General features: G+C 36.2%; 12 protein-coding genes. 1 reads left to right on the forward strand and 11 read right to left on the reverse strand.

Translation table 11 applies throughout. The features are described 5' to 3' along the window. Nucleotides 1–4: 4 nt before the first annotated feature. The 9 genes from DF947_RS05600 to DF947_RS05640 form a co-directional block, all read right to left on the reverse strand. Nucleotides 5–1,444 carry a RagB/SusD family nutrient uptake outer membrane protein gene (locus DF947_RS05600; protein ID WP_109928725.1) on the reverse strand — a complete coding sequence of 480 codons (1,440 nt, stop codon included), beginning with the start codon at nucleotides 1,442–1,444 and terminating at the stop codon, nucleotides 5–7. A 9-nt stretch (nucleotides 1,445–1,453) separates the two neighbouring features. Beyond that, the gene (locus DF947_RS05605) at nucleotides 1,454–4,483 is read right to left on the reverse strand and encodes a SusC/RagA family TonB-linked outer membrane protein (RefSeq protein WP_109928726.1); all 3,030 of its coding nucleotides are present in this window, start codon (nucleotides 4,481–4,483) and stop codon (nucleotides 1,454–1,456) included. Between the two features lie 418 nt (nucleotides 4,484–4,901). Beyond that, on the reverse strand, nucleotides 4,902–6,422 hold the full coding sequence (locus DF947_RS05610; RefSeq protein WP_109928727.1) for a RagB/SusD family nutrient uptake outer membrane protein: 1,521 nt from the start codon (nucleotides 6,420–6,422) through the stop codon (nucleotides 4,902–4,904). A gap of 26 nt (nucleotides 6,423–6,448) precedes the next feature. Further along, nucleotides 6,449–9,622, reverse strand: coding sequence for a SusC/RagA family TonB-linked outer membrane protein (locus DF947_RS05615; protein ID WP_109928728.1), 3,174 nt, complete (start codon nucleotides 9,620–9,622; stop codon nucleotides 6,449–6,451). A gap of 481 nt (nucleotides 9,623–10,103) precedes the next feature. Then, complete coding sequence (locus DF947_RS05620; RefSeq protein WP_109928729.1) at nucleotides 10,104–11,567, reverse strand: RagB/SusD family nutrient uptake outer membrane protein; 1,464 nt, start codon at nucleotides 11,565–11,567, stop codon at nucleotides 10,104–10,106. 18 nt (nucleotides 11,568–11,585) lie between these two features. Then, nucleotides 11,586–14,768, reverse strand: coding sequence for a SusC/RagA family TonB-linked outer membrane protein (locus DF947_RS05625; protein WP_109928730.1), 3,183 nt, complete (start codon nucleotides 14,766–14,768; stop codon nucleotides 11,586–11,588). 521 nt (nucleotides 14,769–15,289) lie between these two features. Further along, nucleotides 15,290–16,843 (reverse strand): SusD/RagB family nutrient-binding outer membrane lipoprotein, encoded by a 1,554-nt coding sequence (locus DF947_RS05630; protein ID WP_109928731.1) that lies wholly within the window; start codon nucleotides 16,841–16,843, stop codon nucleotides 15,290–15,292. Nucleotides 16,844–16,864: 21 nt separating this feature from the next. Continuing rightward, on the reverse strand, nucleotides 16,865–20,014 hold the full coding sequence (locus DF947_RS05635) for a SusC/RagA family TonB-linked outer membrane protein (protein ID WP_109928732.1): 3,150 nt from the start codon (nucleotides 20,012–20,014) through the stop codon (nucleotides 16,865–16,867). A gap of 176 nt (nucleotides 20,015–20,190) precedes the next feature. Then, the gene (locus DF947_RS05640; RefSeq protein WP_109928733.1) at nucleotides 20,191–22,686 is read right to left on the reverse strand and encodes a M14 family metallopeptidase; all 2,496 of its coding nucleotides are present in this window, start codon (nucleotides 22,684–22,686) and stop codon (nucleotides 20,191–20,193) included. An 85-nt stretch (nucleotides 22,687–22,771) separates the two neighbouring features. On the opposite strand from DF947_RS05640, the gene DF947_RS05645 reads away from it, so the two are divergent. Beyond that, nucleotides 22,772–24,073, forward strand: coding sequence for a UDP-N-acetylmuramoyl-tripeptide--D-alanyl-D-alanine ligase (locus DF947_RS05645; protein WP_205940745.1), 1,302 nt, complete (start codon nucleotides 22,772–22,774; stop codon nucleotides 24,071–24,073). A 90-nt stretch (nucleotides 24,074–24,163) separates the two neighbouring features. Here DF947_RS05645 and DF947_RS05650 read toward each other — a convergent pair whose 3' ends face one another. Then, nucleotides 24,164–24,655, reverse strand: a complete 492-nt coding sequence (locus DF947_RS05650) for a gliding motility lipoprotein GldH (RefSeq protein WP_109928734.1) — start codon at nucleotides 24,653–24,655, stop codon at nucleotides 24,164–24,166. Next, complete coding sequence (locus tag DF947_RS05655) at nucleotides 24,624–26,135, reverse strand: PSP1 domain-containing protein (RefSeq protein WP_109928735.1); 1,512 nt, start codon at nucleotides 26,133–26,135, stop codon at nucleotides 24,624–24,626. Before DF947_RS05655 ends, DF947_RS05650 begins: the two co-directional genes overlap by 32 nt.

A 26,135-nucleotide genomic window follows, 5' to 3' on the forward strand; every position in this document is an offset into this window, starting at 1 on the left:
TGAGTTAATATCCAGGGTTTTTTTGAATTCCTAACAATACTTCAGCATTAGGAATTGGCGCAAGTAATCTAAAATCTGTAGGAAGCAGCGTTGCAACACCAGTTTTAGCTGGTTTAGAAATTCCGACAGCTCTACGTTTTAAATCAAACCAGCGGTGACCTTCAAAAAACAGTTCTCTTCTTCTTTCTGTTTGAATGAATTCTTTAATATTTATATCTATAGGTACCGTAACACCAGTTGCATTTCTATTTGCACGTAACTGAGTAACTATGGTTGCAGCTGCGCCATATTGGGTTTGTTCTGCAAGTGCTTCGGCTTTCATTAATAATAAATCTGAAAATCTAATAACTTTAGCATTGTCTGTATAAACACCAAGCGCTGCAGAATACTTATCTACCCAATTAAATAATGGTGCCGGACTGGCAGATGTTCCGCCATATTTAAAAAACATATTCAAACGATCATCTCCTGCATTAAAAAGTGCAAATAATTCATCGGAAGATGTTTGACCACCAAATGTAGATATTGCATTATAACCGTTAGGGTGGGTATATGAATACATAGAGTCATTTCCACCAACGACACCTGATAATTGTGCGGTTGGACTAATTACAAATTCCAACAACGACTCTGTATTTGGAGAAGCTTTAAATGCGGCAACGTAAGTACCTGCGGCAGCCAACCTTGCTCCTGTATTCGTTGTACTCATTGCATTATCCAATTCAGTTACAGCTTCTGCCCATCTACCAGAATACAAATAAACCTTACCCAATAAACCGTAAGCAGCACCTTTGTTAAATCTAAATCTTGATGCTGTAGCACCAGACCCAAATAATGCAATTGCTGATCTTAAATCAGATTCTATTGATTTGTAAACTTCTGTTACGGTGGCTCTTTGTGCCTGCGCAGCATCAGCAACAACAGCTGTAGATTTTAATCTTAAGGGCACACTTTTGTCAAAACCACCACCCGCAGTAGCCACATTTACAGGCTCGTAACCATAAACTCGTGCTAAATCGAAATAAGCTAATGCTCTTAGAGCGTAAGCTTCTGCTTTAATTTGGTTCACTTTAGGATCACTCAGCTTGTCAATATTATCGAGTATGGTATTAACCTCGTTAATAATTAAATAACTGTTTGTCCACAAATTCATATGTGAGTTAATCTGATTGCTATTTTGAGCAATATACCGGCCATTAGCTACACTTAATTCAGTATATAAGTTATCAGACATTACATCAGGAAGAAGTGTAAAATCCCTACCATAATAGGTAAAAGCTATAAATCTTACATAAGCTGAGTTTAATAGAGATTCGAAACCGGATATTGTTCCTAATGCAACTGTTGCCGATACGGAGTTTTTTGGTTCTACCTCGACCATCTTATCGCATGAGCTTAAAAATAGGCCCAGCGACATACTAAATATTATTAATTTCCTTTTCATGTTTGTCCGTTATAAATCAATCGTTATACCACCAGAAATAGTTTTTGGTTGAGGGTAACCATTTAAATTGTTTCCTGTATTCTCAGGATCCTCGCCTCTGTAGTTTGTGATTGTTGCAAGATTTAAGCCTTGTAAAAACACATTAATTCCTTGCAATCCAATTTTTGAAGTTAAAGAATGTGGCAATCTATAACTCAAGCTAACCTGCTTTAAACGAATATATGATGCTTCTTGAATATATCTTGAAGATAAGTTAGTTGGATCATAACCTCCTGGTTCTGTATAACCATCGTAAGCTCTTGGAATACTCGTAAGCTGGCCCGGGGCTGTCCACCTACCCAACTGGCTTACCACTTGGTTTTCTATTGACATACCAGATGCTTCGAGTATTTGTGCTGTTTGAAGATAACTTGAATTTCCGTATTGATATTGGAACAGTACATCTAAACTAAATCCTTTAAAAGAAAACGTATTGCCAAAACCACCAAAAGATTTTGGATTTCCATAACCAATGATTCTATCATCAGCATCAATTCCAGCCACAGGAACATAGGTAATGTTGTTGTTTTTATCAAAGTACATCGGCCTACCGTCTGCAGGGTTTACACCTGCGTACTTAAATGTGTATAAAATATTGGTAGGGTAACCAACTATTTGGGTATTTCCAATTCTTGTAGCACCATTATTAAGTTCTATAAGCTTATTTTTGAAGAAAGCAATGTTAAATGTTGTGGTCCATTTAAAACCATTCGGCAAATCTAAATTTACTGTTGTTAATTCTAGATCCAATCCTTTTCCATCTAATCTCCCTCCATTTTCTCTAATTGAAGTAAAACCACTATTAATAGGTAAAGCTCTATCCAATAATAGTTTTGTAGTTTTTTTCTTATAAATATCAACTGCGCCGGTGATTCTATTGTTTAGAAAACCGAAATCCAATCCAATACCTGTTTGTTGTGTTTGCTCCCAAGTTAACTCAGGATTTGCCAATTGAGTTGGACGAATACTACCTCCACCATTATATGCCCCGGTTGAACCTGGAGAGCCATACAGTGCTAAAGCTCCGAAATCTGTAGTAGGTTGTGTACCTACAACCCCGAAACTTCCTCTAAGTTTCAATTCACTTATAATTTTTGAAGTTTTCAAAAATTCCTCTTGTGAAATTCTCCATCCCCCAGATACACCACCGAAAAGACCGAATTTGTAATCGTTTCCAAATCTTGAAGATCCATCGTAACGAAGACTACCTGAAAACAGATATTTGCTTTTGTAGTCGTATTTCAGACTTCCTATTAAACTCGCAATTTTATATTGAGTAAAGGTTGAGGTTGTTGTAAGTGGGGTTGATGCGCTACTAATTAAAACAAATAGGGGACTAGGAAATCCCTGTGCAGAAGCACCTAATTGCTCTTGAGTAGCAGACCTGTATTCAAAGCCTCCTAAAACTGAAAAATTATGATCATTGTTTATAGACTTGGTATAAGAAGCCGTTGCACTTGTATTGAAATTAAAATTTCTTATCGAACTTTCACTTCCAGACCCCCCCGTTGGAGCATAAATGGGTATGGTAGTTGGTCTGTAGTTATAGTTGGCTGCATCTGCAAAATCAATACCACCGAAGGCTCTTAAGGTTAAGCCAGGAATTACTTTGTAATTTAAGGCTACATTACTAATTGATTGGATCGATTTTGTACTTCTTAACTCTTCATTTAAATGCTGGATTACGTTTACGTTCTGAGCATTACGCAAGTTGGCTCCGTTACGATAAGATCCATCAGGCAAATAAACCGTGTTATAAGGTGGAATATATAACGCTCCTGTAAAAGGAGTATTTGTAAAAAATCCTGCATTAGTACTTGGTCCGCCAGACTTTGTGTAGGTTAAACTTAAGTTTGCTTCAAGTGAAAGTTTATCTGTGATTTGATTATCAATATTCCCTCTAATGCCCCCCTTTTTATAATCAGAAGCGATTGCAACACCGTCAGTATTATTAAAGTTGGTCGAAATGAAGAATTTTGTTTTTTCAGCACCTCCACTAAAAGAAAGATTATACTCTCCAAAATTAGCATCTCGAAACACTTCATTGTACCAATCGGTCGTTGTTAATGTAGTAGGATCAACTGTTGCAGCTCCAAAAGATGCAGTATTAAAATTAGTAACTGCCGTTGCAACAGAATTACCTAAACGCAAGGCCCTATTTACAATCGCTTCTCTTCTTAATTCATAATATTGTTGAGAATTAAGAAGTTCATAAGGATTAATCTGGGAGTTTACTCCTTGCTGAACGGAAAGCTTAACTGCTGTTCTACCTTGCTTACCGCGTTTAGTAGTAACTATGACAACTCCGTTTGCTGCTTGCGACCCATAAATCCCTGCCGTAGCTGCATCTTTTAAGATTTGTATAGATTCTATATCGTTTGGATTGATAGCACCTAATACGTTTTGAGTAGTTGCAGTTGAAAGGCCACCTGCATTTACTTGTACTCCGTCAATAATATATAATGGTTCAGCACTTCCATTAATAGTACCTACACCTCTTACACGAACAGAAATGCCAGATCCGGGCTGCCCACTATTTGTAGTTACTTGAACACCAGCTGCACGTCCCTGCATGGCTTTATCAAAAGTCTGCACAGGCATATTTTCAATCTTATCACCACTAATACTGGCTACCGCACCAGTTAGCTCCTTCTTAGTTTGAGTACCATAACCGGTTACAACAACCTCATTTAAAGATCTAGAATCTGAGCTTAAAACAGCATTTACAATGTTATTAGACGGAATAATAAATTCCTTAGTTTCGTAACTTAAAAAAGTTACCACTAATGTTTTCCCATTTGCTGGAATTCGAAGAGAAAATTTTCCATTTGACCCGGTTTGGGTACCTAGATTTGGGATCTCCTTAACCCTTACTGTTGCACCGGGTACCGGGAGGCCATCTTCTTGAGATGTAACTGTACCAGTAATTGTTCTTTCTTGTGCGGATGCGCCGAACGCAATAAACATAAGAATGAACAAACTTCGTAGAAGTTTTTTCATAAAAATTTAGTTTAGTTTTAGGTTTGATTAATTATCTGATTACTAAACTAGTGTTATTTATACAAAAATCAAATTATTTAGGGCAAATTTGCAGTTAAATTTGGAGTTAGTGTATATAAAAATATATTTTTCTCATAATTCTATCATAAATAATTAACTAAAAGAATAGTAATTGGTTAATTTTAACAAAATAAACACCTAAATTATTAGTTTTTAGTAATTATTTTTAAACATTAATATAACAAACCTAAATATTTAGTTATTATAAGCATCGATATAAAATACACTATGTTTAAATTAACTATTATTATTACTTGTTATTATTACCTGATGGTTATAAAATATGATGATAGAATTTGTGCAAAAAAAAGGGGTTGCAAGTTGCAACCCCTTTTTTGATTTATAAGAAGTTTAATTCTTAAGGATTTTGAGCACTCTGAGGAATAGCAGGGTTTGCATTTAACTCATCACGAGGGATTAAGAATAAAAATTTAACATCACCAGCTGGAATAGTCAAAAGGTTAGCCACTGATGTACCTACGTAGTTAGGAACATTTGCTGTGGTTCTATCTAAAGGTAAGTTTAGACGTTTTAAATCTAAGTATCTAAAACCTTCTCCCCAAAGCTCAACCCTACGATTAATCATGATTTCATCAACCAAGGCAGTTCCGGTTTTGGTTGATTTAACTGCCGTTAAATCTCTTACCTTAACTAAATCAAACAATGCACTTTGCGCAAGTAAATCTTGGCTGCTTCTTGCATACGCTTCTGCCAAAATTAAATACATCTCTGCACTTCTCATCCAAGGAGTATCCCCCAAAGAAGGATCACCTACCGTTTTTACAGAGAACTTTCTACTCATGTACGCACGACGGGTAAAGGCTGTTGTAGGAAGCGGAAAGTTGGCCGCTGTTGGAGCTGGTTCCCATAATTTTCTTCTTACATCATTAACCGGTATCTGGTTATATAATGCTGAATTGATCATTTTTGGCGTACCACGCATGTAAGTAGTGTTTGCATTATAGGCAATTTGAGCATAAAATGATCCAAAAGTATCTCCTTGTTCCGTTGTAGGCATTGCGCACCACATAAATTCAGATAATGCATTATTATTAAAACCACTTACATAATCGCTTTGGCTCATCAATGGATATTTACCCCCATCAATTACATCTTTTGCATATTTTATCGCATTTGGATAATCTTGCATAGTTAGGGCAACTCTTGCTCTTAATCCTTTTGCCACCCAAACATCAGCATGTGTTTTGTTTGCTTTGGTAGTAGAATTTAAACTAATTGCTTTATCTAAATCAGCCACTATTTGTTTGTAAACATCTTCTACAGTTGCACGCGGTTTTATAAGATCAGCAGAAGTTAAAACTAATGGAACACCTAATTGAGTATTTGGTACCACTGCGGCATTATATCTTGTACCGTAAAACTGTACTAAATACGAATATGCATAAGCTCTAATTGTTAAAGCCTCAGCTTTTAATCTAATTTTTTCCGAATCTAATCCCGTTACAGTTGGTGCATCAATGTTATCTAACACATAGTTAGCGTTATTGATCATGCGATAAAATGTACGATAATAGTATAGATTACTAGCTGCATTATCGGTACGAGGTGCAACGTAGTTACCTTCACCAGTAGAAGTGAACCAAGTTGCTGCCGCTTGGTGCAAATCCTCACCCATAAAATCAATACCCAACAAAATACCACCAACACCTGGTTTACCCTGTGCATTTGATGTGGTTGTTGTAGTTCTTGTATTCATATAGGCGTAAATACCGTTAATTACAGCACTTGCATTTGTAGTTGAACTAAATACCTCTTCTAAAGCAACCTGATCAGTTGGTTTTGTTTCAAGGTATTCTTTTTTACAGCCTGGAGCAATTAAAGCTACCACTAAGCCGGTTAATATTAAAAGCTTTTTCATATCTCTTTCTACACTAATTTTAAATATTATAAAGTTAAATTAATACCTAAGCTAAAGTTTCTGCTTTGAGGATAAGTATTACCATTTACGCCATCAAAAGATTCAGAAGGATTTAATCCTTTTCTTTTTGAATGTAGGTATAAATTCTCTCCAGTTGCAAAAATGCGGGCACTTGGTACTTTAATTTTATTTAACCAAGCCTTAGGTAGGCTATACGATAAGTTAACATTACGTAAACTCCAATAAGAGGCGTCGACTAACCATCTGTTAGATGTTGCATTTGTATTGGTTGAAGCTCCAAAATCAGCTCTTGGAATATCTGATGTATTGTTTGCAGGTGTCCATGAATTTAAGATATCTGTATGTAATGCACCACCGTATGATCCTGTACTCATTAAGCCTTGATACACTGAATCATAAGCTTTTCCTCCAACCTGATAATTGATCATAAATGATAACGATAGGTTTTTGTAACTGAATGTATTTACAAACGAGCCCATCAAATCAGGAATTGCTGATCCAGAATAATCAAATTTAGCAAATGATTGATTGGTTACATATTGAACCCCGTTTACAGTACGAATATTTGCGGCAGCCGTGCCCTCAGCAGGGATATACAAAGCAGAACCATCATTTGGATCAACGCCTGCATATTGTCTTAACCAATAATCGTAAATACCATGGCCCACTTCTCTTTTCTTGGTTCCGCTAATAATAGTTGGTGTCTCATCAGGAAGCTTGGTGATTTTGTTCTTGAAGATACTCCAGTTTGTTAACAAATTCCATGTGAAATCTTGATTACGGATGATATCGCTACCTAATTGAAGCTCAACACCTCTATTATACATTGAACCGATGTTACGATAAACGCTTGTTACTGCTGCAGATAATGGCTGAGGAACACTAAAGATTAAATCATCTACCTGTTTGTTGTAATACTCTAATTCACCATATAATTTTCTGCCGAAAAATGAAAATGAAATTCCGGTGTTTAAAGTATTTTGTTTTTCCCAAGTTAGATTAGGTGTAGCAATTGAGGCTAATAGTACACCACCTTCTGTGTTACTGTTCGAGCCAAGATCAAAAAAGGCTCTATCTCCATAATACCTGCTATTACCACTACCATCAAGCAAGGCATTGTTACCCACTTGTCCGTATGAAACTTTTAATCTCAAATCATCTAGCCAGCTTACGTTTTTCAAGAAACTTTCTTTCTTGATAGCCCAAGTAGCACCAGCGGAGAAAAATGTTCCCCATCTTTGATCTGCAGCGAACCTAGAAGAACCATCACGTCTTAAAGATCCATCAACAAAGTATTTATCATCATAGCTATAACTTGCTTTAGATAGATAAGACTCAATACGGTCGTTATCTTCTCTACCATAAGAACTAGATGCAGTAACAAAATTAGCAAATTCAGTATTGCCACGAGCAACCATATTTGTTCTGTCAGCCTGAAAAATTTTATACTTGAAATTATAGTTTTCATGACCAGCTAACACTGAAATTGTATGTTTACCAATCGTTTTGTTATAATTTAAGATTTGATTAAAGGTATAAGATCGAGTATTTGAATTACTTTGAAACTTATAACCATTAGAGCCAGCACCATCACCAACGATTGGATTTTGAAACTGATCAACATTATTGTTTCTCAAATCCATACTAATTGTTGGAGTGAATGTAAAGTCTTTAAGAAATTTCACTTCAAGATAACTTCTTGCACTTAATTGACTTCTTCTGTATTTGTTATCATTAAGTATAGTCTCATACACTACGTTACGACCAGGTGAAGCACCAGCTGGGCGGTTTATCGCTCCCGGATGAATACCATAATCATACCATTGTTCTCCGGTGAGCGGATTTTGAATTGGGTCTCCAGCAGTGGTAAATGCATGAACCGGATAGATTGGGCCAATTCCTCTTGCAAATGAAAATGGGTTGACAAAACTTGATCCGTTTCCTGTAGATGCATCACTAGCTGTATTGGCATCGGACATTGCTCCCGATAAGTTTAAACCAGTTTTTAACCATGATCTAAGTTTTGTATTTACGTTAACGCGTGCATTAAAACGCTCAAAATCCGATTTAAGAATAAAACCGCTGTCTTTTAAATAACCTAAAGACACAAAATAATCAGTTTTATCGCTACGTCCTGAAGTACTAATATTTGCATCAGTTCTTTTACCAGTACGCTCTAAAGGTGCATACCAATTAAAGTCGTCATATAATAAGGATGCATTAGGATTAATTTTACCATCTGTACCCACTATTTGACCGCCTGGAACATTAAAAGGGTTATAAACCAAGTTGGTAAATACATCTGCAGAAGCTCTGGTAGATGCAGCAGCATCTGTTAGTGCTGGAGAGGCAGAAAACATTAAGTTATTCTTAATAGCTTGCCAAACTGCCGGGTAATATTGGTAAGCGTCTAAACGGCTATATTCGGGAATACCTCGAGTTGAAAAACCTTGACTAAAGTTAAAATTAATCGCTGGTTCTGCGGCTTTACCTCTTTTTGTAGTCACAATGATTACACCATTCGCGCCTCTTGAACCATATAAAGCTGATGATGATGCATCTTTTAATACTGAAATACTTTCAACATCATTTTGATTGATATCACCAATATTCCCATCATATACAGATCCGTCCAAAACAATAAGTGGACTGCTGGAAGATGAATATGAACCAAAACCACGAATACGAATTGTGGAGCTAGTGCCAGGTTGACCATTTGAGGCCAATACTGAAATACCTGGTGCAGAACCCTGTAATGAAGCAGTAATATTAGTTACTACTCTTTTTTCTAGATCTTTGGAACTTATGCTCGAAACAGATCCAGTGATAGATTCTTTTTTTGCCGTACCATAGGCTACAACAACAACATCACTTAATGTTTTAGTATCGGGGTTTATACTAACATTTAAAACATTCGAGGCAGATAGACTTACGGTTTTTGATAAATATCCAACATAAGAAAATTGAATACTTTTAGTTGATGTTGGTACTCTTAAAGTATATTTACCATCGTTTCCACTAATGGTTGTACTTGAGGAGCCAATTGATTTTACACTAACGCCGGGAAGTGGAGAGCCATCATCTGAAGACGTTACAGTGCCAGTAATTGTTCGATCTTGTGCTAATGCAGTAAATGCAACAAACAGAAGCACGAACAAACTTTGTAAAAGTTTTTTCATGAAATTAAGATTAGTTATTTGTTTGGTTACTTAATAATTTGCTAAACTAAGTTTTATTGCAATGTAATTCAAATATTACAAATAAAAAAAAGATTCTTATTTCAGGTTAGTGCAGCAAAAACTTGGGTTTTTAACGTTTCTATGACAATTTAAAATAACTAACAATATAGTTGTTAGTGCGTTTTAAACATATTTAAACCTAAAACATTAGTTTTATAATTTATTAGGTAAAAATTTTAATAGAATATAATGCAAAATTAAAGTCTTTTAAAAAATAATTACCGCACTAATACACCTATAAAATATTATATAATTTTATGGTAACCATCTAATTTTTAGAATGAAACTGACTGCTTCTGATAATTAAAGACATTTAGCTTCTGGCATTTTTCTTGATAGATTTAATGGCAACTTATTGTACAACTCATTATTTCCATAAAAAAAGGGGTTGCAACCGCAACCCCTTTTTCCTAATTAAATTTTAGTTATCTGTCATTAACTTATTCAGAGAAAGTTCTTCTGATGAAATTGGCCATATATAACCATTTTCGGTTGGGCCTTTAGATGGCGCACTTCCTTTTAATGGGATTGTTAATAATAGTCGAGTTAAATCTGGTGCCCTTAAGCCTTCGCCTAAAAACTCTATTCTTCTCTCTAATAATAATGCATCGGTAAAATCGGCAACAGTAGCTGGAGCTAGTGTAGTTGTTGCATCAGAACGTTGGCGAACAGCATTAAGTAATAACAATGCTTGTGCATCAACAGTATTTGTGCTCCGAACTCTCGCTTCAGCCAGATTTAATAATACCTCTGCCCATCTAATTACAGGTACCCAATCTGTATACGGACTAGCAGTAGTAAATTTTGCAACAAACTGCTTTGAAGCAGCAGAAGTGAACAGTAATGCTCTTCTTTTATCCGTTGCCTTCCAGCTCGTGTTGGCTACAATTCCCACAGGATTTAAAGAAAACTCTGTAGTTCCTGGTGTTGCATTGGTAAAGTAAAAATATGATGCCAATGAATTTTGTGTGCCCGGATAATCTAACGGACTAGCTGACGATGTCATTGGCAATGAAAAGATTGATTCTGCCGTTGTGTATGGTGTTTTAAATACGGAAGCAATATCGGCAACTAGATCATTGGCTACGTTAGCTTTAGCTTTAAAAGGTGCAACTGCCGGAACAAGCTTATTTGCCTCAGTAATTACCTCTGCCCATTTGCCCATACTTAAATATACTCTAGTTTTTAAAGCAATTGCTGTATTTTTGTGCGCTCTTGTTGTATTTAAAACAGCCGAACCGTTTGTTGATGGTAAATTTGTTTCTGCATAATTTAAATCAGCAATAACCTGCGTATAAACCTGATCTACAGTGCTTCTTGCTAAGTCTGATGATCCAGGACCGGTTATACCTACTAATCTAAGCGGCAAACCTGGTTTACTTCCATTTCCATCAGCATATGGTCTAGCAAAAAGTTGCAACAAGCTATAATAAGATAATGCTCTAATTAGTCTAGCTTCTGCAATGTATTTGGCCCCCACGGCATCTCCTACAACAGAATTACCTTTAGATACCATCCCATCTATAAATACGTTACATCTGTTAATAGTTAAATAGGCTTGAGACCAAAGGCTTTTTACTGAAGTTGCACTATTGGCCAAATTCATGCTCCAAACATCTGAAGCTGTAACCAAGTTTCCAGTTTCATTTATAAAATCTTCGCCTCTTACGTTTCCGTAAACTAAATAACGACCTCCATAAAAAGACCCATTTTTTAATGAACCATATAGAGAGTTTGCTTGGCTTTCAATACGAAATTGAGTATCAAAAGCATTTTCTGCAGCTACTGAAGTTTTAAGTGACGGATCTAGAAATTCTCTCTTGCAAGAACTTGTAAAAACGGCAACCGAACATAAAATAGCTATATATAAATTTCTTTTATTCATGATTTCTTCTTTTTTACTTTAAAAACCTAAGCTAAGTCCCATTGTATAAGTTCTTGCATTTGGACCAGAATTTCTATCCGAGCCTTGACCAGAAGAACTTGAACCATTTGAAGAAACTTCAGGATCTGGACCAGGGTATTTTGTCATAATTGCAAGGTTTTGACCAGCTACATATACTCTAAGTCTATTGATACTCGTTTTTCCGAATGCTGTTTGAGGAATTGTATAACCGATGCTAACATTTCTTAATTTAACGAAATCTCCTTTAAATATATTGATATCCAATGGAATAGTATTACCATAAGAAACATTATCAGTGTAAACTGCCCTCGGGAATTGAGTGATGTCACCTGGTTTTTGCCAACGAGCTAAAACATCAACAGCATTGTTCCAATAACGTTGATCATGTAAACCAGCATTGGTTCCGTAAGAAACCCAGAATCCCAATTGATAAGTAAGCATTACATTTAAATCAAAATTTTTGTAGCGGAAAGTATTATCAAAACCACCATAAAATTTAGGGGCAGTATTATGGTACATCACAGCATCTGCACCTTGAGTGATGGCTGGGGCTGTAGCACCATTATCTAAGTATGTCCATTGAGATTGTCCTGTAGGAACTATGTGCTGATAAGTTACTGCTCTACCAGCAGCGTTATAAAAAATTCTTCTTCCAGTTGCAGGATCTACACCACCTGTTCTAACAACATATAAGTATCCAATTGAATATCCAGGGATAGAACGGTTTACATTTTCACCAGTTGTTGTAGAACCCGTTGGAGTAATAATTTCAGTTAAGCCTGGAGCAAGTGCAGTAACCTCATTTTTATTATAAGCAATGTTAAAATTACTGTTCCAAGAAAACTCTGTAGATTTTAACGGCGTTGCATTTACATTAAATTCGAATCCTTTGTTGTACATAGAACCAATGTTTGTCGCAACACTCGAAGGAACACCTGTTGATGGTGATTGGGAAACATTTAAAATTAGTCCATCGATATTATTTTTGTAATAATCAATTTCAAATTCAATTCTTCCTTTTAAGATTCCAAAATTAAGACCAACATCTGTTTTTTTACTAGTTTCCCATGTTAACTCTTTGTTTCCTGATGCGCTATAGATTGATGAAGCAATTCCACCATACAATGCAGAACCATAAGTTGAGAAAGTTGCATAATCACCAATTCCCGAGATGTTTCCAACTTTACCATAACTACCTTTAATTTTAAAACTGCTGAAGATTTTATCTAATCCTGAAGTAGTCCAAAAATTTTCCTTTGTAATTTCCCATCCTGCAGATGCACCCCAAAAAGTTCCTTTCTTGATTCCCAATGCAGAATACTCATCTTGTCTTAAGTTACCGCTTAAAAAATATTTTCCTGCATAATTGTAGTTCAAACGACCGAAATACGATAACAGATAGTTTTCACCATAAGCTGCCGCAGTTGAGTTATTTAATGTATATCCAGCCTGAACAACATCGTAGGCAGGATCTGTTAAACCCTGACGATCAATACCATAACCTGTTACAGTATTTCTTTGTTGCTCCTGGCCAACCAATAAGTTGAAATTGTGTTCCGAAACATCATAAGTTGCTTGTGCCGTGTTGGTCCAAGTCCAGTTCTTTCTTTTTCTAAAAGCCCCTATTCCTTCACCACCAACACCTTGACCAGGCCCGTGTACTGGATTATAGAAAATATCATTATCACTATTAATGTAATCAATACCATACATCGATTTAAGATTTAACCATTTTAATGGCGTTAACTGTACGTATGCATTTGATTGTAAATGGTCTAATTCATTATTTTCTCTATTTAAAGAAAGTACTTGAGCAAAATTGTAAAAACCCACTTGGTTACCAGTTACAATATTGTTCATTGGGCCAACGAAAGTTGCGCCTAGGTTAAAAGATCCATCATTGTTGTATGGCGAAACGTTTGGCGCATTTACTAATGCTGTTCTAGCAATACCTGAAGTTCCATAAGCTTCACCATTTAATGAACCGGAAGAAATTGCAGCTAAGTTTTTTTCATTAGAATAAGATAATTTACCACCTATAGTTATAAATTTATTAAGCTTGCTATCAATGTTGAATAGTCCGTTTAATCTTTTAAAATCATTTTTCTGGTAAATACCTTGTTGGTTGGTATAACCAAAGCCCATATAGTATTTGGTGTTATCAGTTCCGCCAGATACATTAACATTATGATTTTGAGAAACACCTGTGCGATATGCATAGTCATACCATTTTGTATTTATTGGCTGCCCATCGGGACCATTTGTTAAAACAAACTTCTGGATTTGCGAAACACCATTAAAAGTTACGTTAACACTTCCAGAACGAATTGCATTTGCATTTGCAATGGCTTCATTTTTATAATCAGTATATTGAAATGCATCTAATAGTTCTGGTAAACGATAGGCCTTAGACCATCCAACCCAAAAATCATAATTTACTTTTGGAGCACCGGTTTTACCGCGTTTTGTTGTTACAAAAACAACACCATTAGCAGCACGGCTACCATAGATAGCTGTAGATGCCGCATCTTTGGCAATATCAATACTTTCAATATCGTTAGGATTAATACTTGCTAATGGATTTGCTGCCGAAGCTGTTAATCCTTGATCGCCCGTTGTAGCTACAACACCATCAATAACAAATAGTGGCTGTGAACTAAGAGAGATAGAGTTGGTACCTCTTATTCTAAATACCGGAGGTGTGTTTAATAAACCAGCAGGAACAGTAATTTGAACACCCGCAGCTCTACCGGCTAATCCAGATTCCAAACTTTGAATTGGCTTTTGAGCGATTGCAGATCCGCTAACAGAAGCTGTACTACCAGTAGTTTCTCCTCTTTTTTGTGTGCCATAACCAACAACAACAACATCAGTAAGTGTTTTTGAATCGTTTTCTAAAGTGGCATTCAAAGTATTGGATGAGCCAATGGTTTTTGTTATCGATGCAAAACCTATAGAAGAGAATTCTAGTGCTGTTGCGCTAGCAGATATCCTAACAGAGTATTTTCCATCAGCTCCGGTTGTGGTTCCGCCCGAAGCACCTTTAATTTTAACACTTACTCCAGGGAGGGGCATACCATCATCCTTAGCCGTAACTGTTCCAGTGATTGTTCTTTCTTGCGCCATTGCAGTGCCTGCAATAAATAGCAATATGAACAAACTTTGTAGAAGTTTTTTCATAAAAAATTTAAGTTTAGTTTAGTTAATAAAACACTAATATAAAATAAGTATACTGTAATGCAAATTTTACAATAAGAAAAATGAGAAGAAAATGAGAATAACCTGAAACATATCTCAAAATAGAAGCCTAACAAGCTTAAAATCATTTTATGAAACTACAAAACGTGAAATAATGCAGTTTTGGAGAACAAAAATAAATGATAATATATTTAATGGAGCAAAAAACAGCACAAGCAAATCATTATAACTGATACAAACCAAAAATTAAGCCCAATTATAAGAAATATGCATTTTACTTTGCGAAAATTTCAATTTATATAAAATTATGACATAATTTAAGATCTGATCTCACAAGCTTGTTAAGTAAAAAACAATATTAATTTAAAATGAATTAGTGCTCTCAAAATTTATAATTATAATTTAATTATGTTCCTTAATTCTTTATTAAAATGCTATGGTTTTAAAACATAAAAGCCGATCTCCATAAGAAGATCGGCTTTTTTTTAATTGCTAGAAAGAAATTATTTCTCCCAGAAAATTTTATTATTGAAGATATTAATTACAGGAACATTACCTCCATTACTCGCTAATTCATTTTGAGGATAAGGTAAACGTAATGGCAATTTACCTCCACTAACATTATTTAAACCTACCGGAATATTTGTAGGGAAACCTGTTCTGCGATATTCAGCCCAAGCTTCATTACCATTGAAGCCATTATTTGCTATCCATTTCTGAGTAATAATTGCTTCAAACTGACGATTAGCCGTTGTTGCTAAAGTCCAGTTTACAAGTGGTGAGGTTGAAGCTGTATAATAAGCACTTGCTGCCGTTGCAGTAGAACCCAATAACTTGAATGACTCATCAATTCCAGCTTGGTATGCAGCTTGTGCAGCAGTAGCCCCACCAGGAAGATATCCTTTTAAAATGGCCTCGGCTTGTAAGAAAAATCCTTCCGAAGCAGTTAACAAATAAGCAGGCTTAGCAAAACCACTGTTCGCACTTGATGGTAAAACACCGGCTCCAACAGCAGAATAATTATCCTTTTTAGTTGTTGGTGTAGCTGTCGTTCCTGGATAAACACCAGTGTAAGTTTGAGTTGCGGGAATTGGCGCTACAGCGGGTCTGTAAATTAAACCAATCCTTGGGTCAGCAACTGAATTTAAATAATCAACAGCAAATTTATTTGCTCTAGTTGCTTGATAATTAGAACTCTCAGCTCCTGTAACACTAAATCCAATTTGACCGTATAATGGGTTGAATTTTCCAGCTTGGTTAATATAACCAGGATTAACACCTGCGTTTTCACCAGCGCCTAAGAATGTTTGGCCTGCCAAAGTTGCAAATCCTGCAGTTACCTTAGCTGCACGAGAAGGAATTAAGGATTGTCTTAATAAAACACGAAGTTTTAAAGTATTTGCAAACCTTAACCATTTATTCATTGCAGTAGCTGGAGACGAAGTGATTGTTCCACTACCAAACATAATATCGCTAGCCGCCGAAGGATTATCACCTGTAGCCGTTACGTTTATATTCGCTATTCCATCATTTAACAATGTAAGAATACCATCATAAATGTCTTCCGCTTTATCATATTTTGGCGCTACAACTGTAGTTCCTTTAAGTGCGTCACTAAAGGGTACATCACCCCAAGTATCAACAAGCAACTGAAAATTATATGCTTGCATTATTTTAGCGATTGCTAAAGCATTCTTCTTTCCTGAAGCCGTCGCTTGCTGCTCAACATACTTGTAGTCATTAAGACCGCCAGCATATAGTGAAGTCCAAACGGCATCATAAGTATTCGGTGTTAATTGATAGGTTTCTTGAGGCTGATAGAACAAGAAATCTGGTGATTGGGCCCAGTTTCCTGTTAATAAATTACCAAGAACATTTAAATTATTATTAACGTTTGAACCTGTATTTGATAATGCCGCAGGCAAAACAAGCTCTGGAGTTGTTGTTGTTGGGGTATTTGGATTATCGTTGATATCCAAAAAATTCTTCTCACAGCCTGTTGCCGCTAATGTAAGCGATACCAGTGCTATTCCCTTTATGATATTTTTAATTTTCATATGTCTGATTATTTATAAATACTAAAAAGTAGCATTTAAAGTTACACCGAATGTTCTTGTAGATGGGATACTGGTAAATTCTCTACCTTGAGAATTATTAGTTCCGAAAATACTTGCTTCAGGATCAATATATTTATTAGATTTCGGTGTCCATAATAAAATGTTTGCACCACTAACTGTTAAACTTGCTCTACCGAAAGGTGTTTTATTTAAAAATTTAGCTGGGATCTGATATCCGAATGAAATATCCCTTAATTTCAAGAAAGCCGCATCAACAATACTCGATTCTGCAAAACTATCAAAGTTACCATACCAGAAGTCAAAGTTACCACTGCGTGTTTTAACTGTAGTATTTGGAGTGAAAACACCTGGAGAAGTCTCAATTACTGAATTTGGCCAGATAAATCTTTCTCTTCCATATTGAGTAGTTTCTTCAGTAGAACCGGTAAATGTTAACGTACTCTTCGTTCCTGAATAGATAACGTTACCTGATCTATAATCAAATGTTGTTGATAATGAGAAGCCTTTGTATGAGAAAGTATTGTTAAATCCTAAAATGTGTTTAGGGCTTACCTGTCCTAAATTTTTCAAGGTAGGGTCTAATCTGATATAACCAGATGTAGCGTCTACAACAACGTTTCCTTGTGGATCACGCAAATATGCACTACCTAACAATGAAATTGGCTGACCAACAATAGCTGTTGGAACTGGATCTCCTGCACCTAACGGAAGTTGTTGTGCGCCATTATATAAAGACTCTACTAAGTTTTTGTTGTGTGTGTAACTAACACTGAAGTTCCAAGAAAAACCATCGCGATTTCTGAAAGGGTTTCCTTTTAAAGCAACTTCAATACCTTTATTACTTACTACACCAGCGTTAACTGTTGCTGCAGTAAAACCAGTAGATGAAGGGATACCAACATTGATAATCTGTCCATCAGTACTAGTTTTGTAATATGTAAAATCTAAGCCTAATTTATCTTTAATGAAAGATAGTTCTGTACCAAACTCATACGAAGTTGTAAATTCTGGTTTTAAGTTTGGATTAGGCGTAGTATTTGATAAGGTAAAAGCTGCTATCGAACCGAATGGGAATCCAGTACCAGCACCAAATGTTGGCACTAAGTTATATGGATTAGCATCTGATCCTACTTTAGCATAACTTGCTCTGAATTTAGCATAAGATAAAACATCACTGTTTTTTAATGCATCAATTGCTTCAGTAGCAATGAAACTTAAACTAGCTGATGGATAGAAATAAGAGTTGTTATCTTTTGGAAGTGTAGAAGAAATATCATTTCTTAAAGTTCCATTTAAATAAACATAGTTTTTATATCCAACTGTTAAATCTCCAGCAAAACCGATAATTCTGTTTTTGAAAGAAGACTCACCGCCACCAAGTTCACCTACACGATTAGATAAGTTAAAGAATCCAGGTGTAGAAATTGCACTTGCAGAAGCTGTTAAATTACGGCTATCGTTTTGACGAACGTTATTTAACAAGATCAAAGTTGCATTAAAATCCTTGTTGATATCTTTTTTGAAGGTTAACAATAAATCAGAGTTAACGATTCTGTTTGAAAAAGCATCTTCCGTAATTGCACCGGGAGTGGCTGTAGGGCGTTGTCCTGAACCAAATGTAGTTTTCTCAAAAGTTTGTTTTCTTCTATCAGATGTATAATCCGTACCTAAGCGATAAGTAACATTTAACCATTTTGCTGGATCGTAAGTAACTTGGAAGCTACCTAAAAATCTGTCAAGGTTACTGTTAAATCTGTTGTTCTCTAAAGCATAATAAGGATTTGGCTGATAACCATTGAAGAAACCCTGAGTTTGTGCAAATTCATAATTTCTCCAATCTTTAAAGTCTTCTAAATTAATTTGACGACTCACGTTCAGCACATCATTAATAACTGTTGCATTTCCTGTACCACTAAAAGAGGTATTGGTTAAGTTTTTGTTATACGAAATGTTTGCACTTACATTTACATTATTGGCCAATTTAGTTGATCCTGATAATTTAAAAGTGTTTCTTCGGAATTTATCCATTGGAACAACACCTTTAACTTCGTTATCTGATAGTGAAGCATAGAAAGATCCTTTATCGCTACCACCAGAGAATGATACTGAGTTTTGAATATTAGAACCTGTATTAAAAAAGTTTTTAGCGTTATCTGGAACAGCACTATATGGAATCATCAATTTATGACCATTAGCTAATGTTGGTCCTGATTGAACAATTGAACCATCTAATCTAGGGCCCCAGTTTGTATTTTCGATCTCATCATAAATTGGAGGATTTCCAGTGCCATTTTCATAACCTGAACCAAATTCATTTTGCAATTCTGGTAATTTTTGGACGTTATCTAAGTTGAATGATGAAACTACGTTGATTTCTAATTTTTTGTTTCTAGATGCAGCATCTTTACCAGTTTTTGTAGTAATGATGATTGCACCATTTCTACCTTGAGAACCATATAATGCAGCAGCATTTGGGCCTTTCAAAACTGTTACTGATTCAATATCATCTGGATTGATATCACCAACACGGTTACCAACATCAACCTGATTTGTAGAACTGCTTGATGGTTGAGTAGCTGAGTTATCAATCGGAATACCGTCAATTACGAATAAAGGTTGACCTTCACCCTGTAAAGATCTTGTACCTCTCATTGTAATACGTGTAGCTGTATTAACACCACCACTTGAACGACCAATCTGTACGCCTGGAGTTTTACCAGTAATACCATTAATTAAGTTGGTCTGTCTACCTGTAGTTAAATCTGCACTTTTGATATTATCTGCAGCATAACCTAAAGAAGCCTTGCTTTTTTCAATACCAACAGCAGTAACCACAACCTCGTTTAAGATTTTAGCATCTGTAGCAAGAGAAAGACTGATTACATTTGAAGAACCAATTGTTCTAGTTTGGGTTGTAAAGCCGAGAGAGCTAAATTCTAATGCTGTAGCGCCTGAAGGAACTGATACGGAATACTTCCCGTCTGCTCCTGTAATTGCACCACCTGTAGCACCTTTGATTTTTACTGTTACACCTGGAATCGGAAGATTATCCTCTGATGACGTAACAGTACCTGTGATTGTTCGATCTTGTGCCATCGCCGAAAAAGCAACAAACATAAGTATGAACAAACTTTGTAGAAGTTTTTTCATAATTTGAAAATAGGTTAGTTAATGATATTTAATAATGCGCTAAAATATAGTTAGTTGGCAATACCACCAAATTTATTTTAACAATTTTTAACAATTAACATAAAAAATGACAAAACAAATCTTAGGTTGATGTGTGTTGTCTATTTTTAATCCTATTTAGAATACTCTGAAAGATTTTAATAACTACAAAAAATAGCGTTGCCAAATAAAGTTTTGCCACCTTCCCAAAAATTTCTGAAAAGTGGATCATTTGCTAAATAAATAACCTGTCCACGTCCAAAATCTTGAACACCAATTAATAAACCGGTTTTAAGTTCTTCCCTGGCCTTTTTGCCTACAACACCCGCCATTAAACTTTTATCATTTACCAAACCAACATTCCAGCCCTTAACAAAAGGTTCGTAAATTTTGCGATCTGTTTTTAAGCTGTAGTACCATTTGCCCAAGCCGTATGAAAATGGGTGAGTGGCGTCTAAATTGATTTTATAAATTGCACCAGGAATGGTTGTTTCGTAATCATCTCTATCCTTATCTTTAAAAAGCAACCGGCTTGGCTCTGGCTTTTCATCCTTTTTAACTATAGCTTCTTTCTTTTTAATGTCGAAACCCTTTTTCTCCAAAACACCTTCAATCGCATCTTCCATAAGAATAAGTTTTCCGCCCTTATTTAACCAGGCGGTTAAGCCATCGCCGATTAGAGCGCTGTAACTACCATCTGGCAGAATCAAAGTATTTATTTTGCTTAAATCTAAATTGTTAATGTCTCGCGTATTTATAATGCTCGGCGTTAAATTCAAATCGTGCTCTAAGTAGAACCAAACTTCTCCAAAGGCCAAAGAAGATACCTCGTTACCCGAAACGATTGCAATTTTTGGGTGCACCAATAATGGATACACATTAGAACCAAAATCTTTCCCTTTTTCTACAAAACCACTGGTAACAGCCTGGATTGGTTTATCTAATGCCACAGCAATCCGCTCTACTTTATTTTTTACATCTTTACCTATCTTTTCGTTTTCTACTCTTAATACGATAAGTGTTCCAGCCGGATAATCTTTTCCGTTTACCGAAAAAGGCTGATCTGCCTGTCTAACCTTAATGTTTTCTTTCTGTAAGGCGATTAAAACCTGCGCATCTTCGCTACTTCCCCAGGCAAATAACCAGGCCAAAGGCTTATCTACGTTTGTAGATGCAATTTTGTTCTCCTCTAGGCTGGAGTATTTACCTTTAAAGCTTTCCTTACTTGCATAAGCCTTCAAACCATATACATACGGTAGTGCCCATGCGGTAATATCATAGGTATTAGAATCGGTTACAAAGGTTTGAGGCTCTAAAAGCACATTTGCCAGTACCGCTCTTGGTTGAAATATATTCACGATCAAATCGTTTCGGCCAACGGTAAAATTATCTTCTTTTTGCGTATCATAATCGTAACCTCTTCCGGTTTTATCTCCGCCGTAGGCAAACTCTATTTTATTTTTAGTTAATAATTCTGCCAGTTTTTTTAATCTCGATAAATTGGTTGGTTTAATAACATAGCTTTTATAAACGCCCGGAGCCGTTGTTAATTCTTGCTGGAAATATTTTTTGTACTCGTCTAAAAGTTTATTGTGATTTAAAGAGGTTACTTCAACTGTAGACATTCCTGTTGTGAAATGATGAGCGATACGATCTTTCAAGGTTAATGTATCTCCATCATTTGTTACCACAGATAATCCGGCTCTAATTCCACCTTGTTCATAGGTCATACCGATTGAGCCATTATATAAAGGATAAGTATCACCATAAGATGGATAAAGCAAATCGAAGCGTTCTTTTGTAAAATAGCCCCAACCTTCTGCATCAAAATATTTTGCATTGTTTTTGCCTACAACTACTTGGAAGCTTTTTTGCCAAGGTGTAATGTCTTGGTGAACAGGTTCTGCAGCAGGTGCAAAATAATAAGGTTCGTTATAACTTTGCTCATGAAAATCTACGTGAACTTGAGGCATCCACTGGTTATACAAGGCTAACCTCTGCTGACTTTCAATTTGTGTTTGCCAAGCCCAGTCTCTGTTTAAATCGAAATAATAATGGTTTGGCCGGCCTCCTGGCCAAGGCTCAATATGTTCTCTTGATGAAGGGTCTGAGTTTGGTGTTTTGCCAACTACGCTATTAAAAAAGTTTACATAACGATCTCTTCCATCCGGATTTAAACATGGATCGATAACAACTACTGTATTTTTGAGCCATTCATTTGCTTGTTGATTGGTTCCAGAGGCTAAAGTGTACAGCATTTTCATCGAGGTTTCGGTAGAATTTGCCTCATTGCCATGAACATTATAACTCAACCATAAAATCGTTGGCTGAGCAGCTAAGTCTACAGTATTGCTCGTTCCTGTTGCTAAAGCCAAATTATTGGCTCGAATTTGATCCAGCTTGGCAATATTCTCAGCCGAAGAAACTACAGCAACCATTAAAGGTCTTCCCTCGTTGGTTTTGCCATATTCTATAAGTTTAACATTTTTGGAAGAGGCCAAAGCGGTTTGTCTGAAATATTCAGCTACTTTAAAGTGAGGTGTAAAATGACTTCCCAATTCGTAGCCAAGAAATTGATCGGGAGATTTTACCTGTGCACTAACAAATAAAATTGAGCTAATAAAAAACAGGCAGAACGTTAGGCTTTTCTTCATAAAAACAATAATTTCAACTAATGTACTAATTTTGTTTTTTGTTGTTACGAAAGTTTAATTTTACAGCAGATTTTTTACCAAAAGCATGATTACCACCGAAAAACTTTATAGTTACTATTTAAAAAGCAGATTAATTTCTACCGACACCAGAAACATTAGTAATGGTTGTATCTTTTTTGCCCTAAAAGGCGATAATTTTAATGCGAATGAGTTTGCCAATCAGGCTTTAGAGAAAGGTGCTTCATTTGTGGTAATAGATGAGGCTGAATTTGCACTAAATGAATACTGCTTATTGGTAGATGATGTATTGAGTACTTTACAGGATTTGGCTCGTTACCATAGAAAACAATTAAATATTCCTGTAATTGGCCTCACCGGGAGTAATGGTAAAACGACTAGTAAAGAATTGGTTAATGCGGTTTTGGCAGAGCGGTATAAAACCTTTGCAACTTTTGGAAATCTGAATAACCACATTGGTGTTCCGCTTTCTATATTGTCTATCAACGATAATGTAGAAATCGCCGTGATAGAAATGGGTGCAAACCATCAAAAGGAAATCGAGCTTTTGTGTACCATTGCTCAACCTACCCATGGAATTATTACCAATGTTGGCATGGCACATTTAGACGGCTTCGGAGGATTTGAGGGCGTAAAGAAAGGTAAGGCAGAACTTTATGCTTATATAAAAGAGACTCAAGGTTATGCTTTCATCAATAGGGACAATCCTAACTTAATGGAAATGAGCCAAACAGCTGGCTTAAATAAGCTTATATTTTATGGTACCGAAAACGGAAATACCATTAAAGGAACATTAAAAAGTAGCGATCCGTTTATTGAGGTAGATTGGACCAACCACGATGTTTCATCAAGTGTTAAAACAAACCTAACGGGAAGTTATAATTTCGAAAATATTCTGGCTGCGATTTGCATTGGAGATTTCTTTGATTTAAATCCTGAAGAAATCAACGGTGGATTATCCAATTATCAACCTAAAAACAATCGTTCTCAGCTTAGCAAAACCGAAAAAAATACCGTAATCTGCGATTTTTATAATGCCAACCCGAGCAGTATGACTGCCGCTTTGAACAATATCTCGGTTTTAACGGCCGATAAAAAAACAGCCATTCTTGGCGATATGTTTGAGCTAGGACCAGAATCTGCAACACAACATCAACTCATTGCAAAACAGGCAAACGAAAGTGGTTTGAACGATCTTATATTTATAGGAAAGCACTTTTATGCTTTTAAAGATCAATTCAAGGGTATCTTCTTTGAAACTCCGGCTGAAGCTTCTCTTTATTTACAGGAAAATGGAATTGAAGATAATCTTGTCTTATTAAAAGGTTCAAGAGGAATGAAATTAGAGAGCTTGTTGCAGTTTTTATAAGAAAACTAATTTAACCTAAAAGTACACGCAGAAAAGGCGCAAAGAACACAAAGTTGGATGCGAAAGTTTTAGACAAAAACATCAATAGGGTTATTTTGATTCTTCTACCAAAACACCTGCATCGCTAATTTCGATTAACGGATTATCACGCATGTTTTGCTCAACTTCAATTTCGAACTTCCCATTGTGAGGAAAACGATAGTTGGTTAACATTGGAAAAGTATAACTAAATACATTTCCAGACCCGCTTCCTAGCCATTCGCCATCATTTTTAGCCAATTTGAACTGATATCTCCTTGTTGTTTTGCTTTTTCCATCCTTAAAATGGGCCAAAACAAAAATATTCGAATATTTATAATCAGCGGTATGCCTTAACTTAAAATAAATATTATACGCTTTATTGCTATCCTTTATTTCGAATGGAGCAATAATATGATTTCTATAGGTCCATTTACGTTCAGGAATTTCAACATTCGAATCAATAACACTAGAAGTACACCCCAAAATGAGAGATGAAACCAATAAAAAGCCAAACCTTAAAATCGATTTTTTATTCAGCAGCCGGTTTATTTTCTGAGCCATTGTTATTGTTTCGACGGTTATTGTTTTTTCTACGGTTATTTCTGTTCTTATTTTTGCTTTGCTCCGGTTTGATGCTTTCTACGCCAGCTTCACCTTCTGCCCTTAAAACCGGTTTTGGTATTTGCGTTTGCTGTGGCCTAGGCCCGTTTTGAGGTCTTGGTGCGTTCTGTTGCTGGGGTTTTGGCCCATTGCCATGTTGCGGTTTAGCATTTCCCTGAGCTGGTTTCGGCCCCGAATGTTGGGGTTTTTGTCCTTGTTGCGGTTTTTGATTTGGTGCAACGTTTTTATCTCCGGTAGGAACTCTATCCCGTCTATTCGGATTATTATTGCGGTTGTTTTTTTGGTTGTTGTTTCTGTTCTGGTTGTTTTTGCCTTTAGAACGTTCATCTAAACGGGTCAAGCTATCCTGACCAACAACATTTTCATAATCAAAAGATTTTTCAACCACCACTGGCGCAGAAATTTGAATGGCTTCCTCTTTTAAGTTAGGTGCTTTCTTACCCGCCTTGTTCATCACCATAATTTCTTTAACACGAGCAGCAGCAACCGGAATCCAGTTTTCGTCGCCCTGATAGCTAAACCACATTATTTTTTTAAAAATATCTGTTTTTTGATGGCGGGCATATCCAGCTTCGGTATCCAAATTTTCGATTCGGTCTGGAATATCCTTTAAGGCATCCAAGTAAGTATCAAGCTCGTAATTTAAACAACATTTTAACTTACCGCATTGTCCGGCAAGCTTTAATGTATTTAGAGAAAGGTTTTGATAACGAGCCGCGGCGGTAGAAACCGTTTTGAAATTGGTTAACCAAGTAGAACAACATAATTCGCGGCCACAAGATCCAATTCCGCCTAATCTGCCCGCTTCCTGGCGCATTCCAATCTGGCGCATTTCAATCCGAATCCGGAAACTTTCGGCCATTTTTTTAATCAGTTCACGAAAATCGACACGTCCGTCTGCTGTATAAAAAAAGGTTGCTTTGGTTTTATCTGCCTGATAATCCACATCACTGATTTTCATTTGCAAACGCAAATCAAGGGCTAGTTTACGAGCCTTGTGCATGGTTTCCCATTCCATTTCTTTGGCCGCATTCCATTTCTCTACATCAGCCTCTGTAGCCTTACGGTAGATTTTTTTGGTAACCTGATCTAATGGTGTCTTGCGTCTCTTCATTTGGATGCGCACCAATTCGCCCGTAAGCGAAACGTGGCCAACATCGAAACCTCCGGTTGGGCCTTCTACAGCAACCAGCTCCCCAATTTCCAGATAAATGTTATCGTTGTTGAGAAAAAACTCTTTTCTAGAGCCTTTAAATTTTATTTCTGTAACCTGAAAAGGTTTATAGTTAGAAGGCATATCCAAGTTGGATAGCCAATCGTGAACTTCCATTGTTTGGCAACCACCGGTGCCGCATGAGCCATTACTTTTGCATCCATTAGGGGTGCAGCCACCACCTGTTGAACAACTTCCACATCCCAT

Source organism: Pedobacter paludis, assembly GCF_003173575.1.
GTDB classification, from domain to species: domain Bacteria; phylum Bacteroidota; class Bacteroidia; order Sphingobacteriales; family Sphingobacteriaceae; genus Pedobacter; species Pedobacter paludis.

Bases quoted from the DNA above. Each gene is read 5' to 3' on its own strand.
- DF947_RS05635 (WP_109928732.1), bottom strand. From the start codon at position 20,014: ATGAAAAAACTTCTACAAAGTTTGTTCATACTTATGTTTGTTGCTTTT.
- DF947_RS05615 (WP_109928728.1), bottom strand. From the start codon at position 9,622: ATGAAAAAACTTTTACAAAGTTTGTTCGTGCTTCTGTTTGTTGCATTT.
- DF947_RS05630 (WP_109928731.1), bottom strand. From the start codon at position 16,843: ATGAAAATTAAAAATATCATAAAGGGAATAGCACTGGTATCGCTTACA.
- DF947_RS05600 (WP_109928725.1), bottom strand. From the start codon at position 1,444: ATGAAAAGGAAATTAATAATATTTAGTATGTCGCTGGGCCTATTTTTA.
- DF947_RS05620 (WP_109928729.1), bottom strand. From the start codon at position 11,567: ATGAATAAAAGAAATTTATATATAGCTATTTTATGTTCGGTTGCCGTT.
- DF947_RS05640 (WP_109928733.1), bottom strand. From the start codon at position 22,686: ATGAAGAAAAGCCTAACGTTCTGCCTGTTTTTTATTAGCTCAATTTTA.
- DF947_RS05655 (WP_109928735.1), bottom strand. From the start codon at position 26,135: ATGGGATGTGGAAGTTGTTCAACAGGTGGTGGCTGCACCCCTAATGGA.
- DF947_RS05645 (WP_205940745.1), top strand. From the start codon at position 22,772: ATGATTACCACCGAAAAACTTTATAGTTACTATTTAAAAAGCAGATTA.
- DF947_RS05610 (WP_109928727.1), bottom strand. From the start codon at position 6,422: ATGAAAAAGCTTTTAATATTAACCGGCTTAGTGGTAGCTTTAATTGCT.
- DF947_RS05625 (WP_109928730.1), bottom strand. From the start codon at position 14,768: ATGAAAAAACTTCTACAAAGTTTGTTCATATTGCTATTTATTGCAGGC.
- DF947_RS05650 (WP_109928734.1), bottom strand. From the start codon at position 24,655: ATGGCTCAGAAAATAAACCGGCTGCTGAATAAAAAATCGATTTTAAGG.
- DF947_RS05605 (WP_109928726.1), bottom strand. From the start codon at position 4,483: ATGAAAAAACTTCTACGAAGTTTGTTCATTCTTATGTTTATTGCGTTC.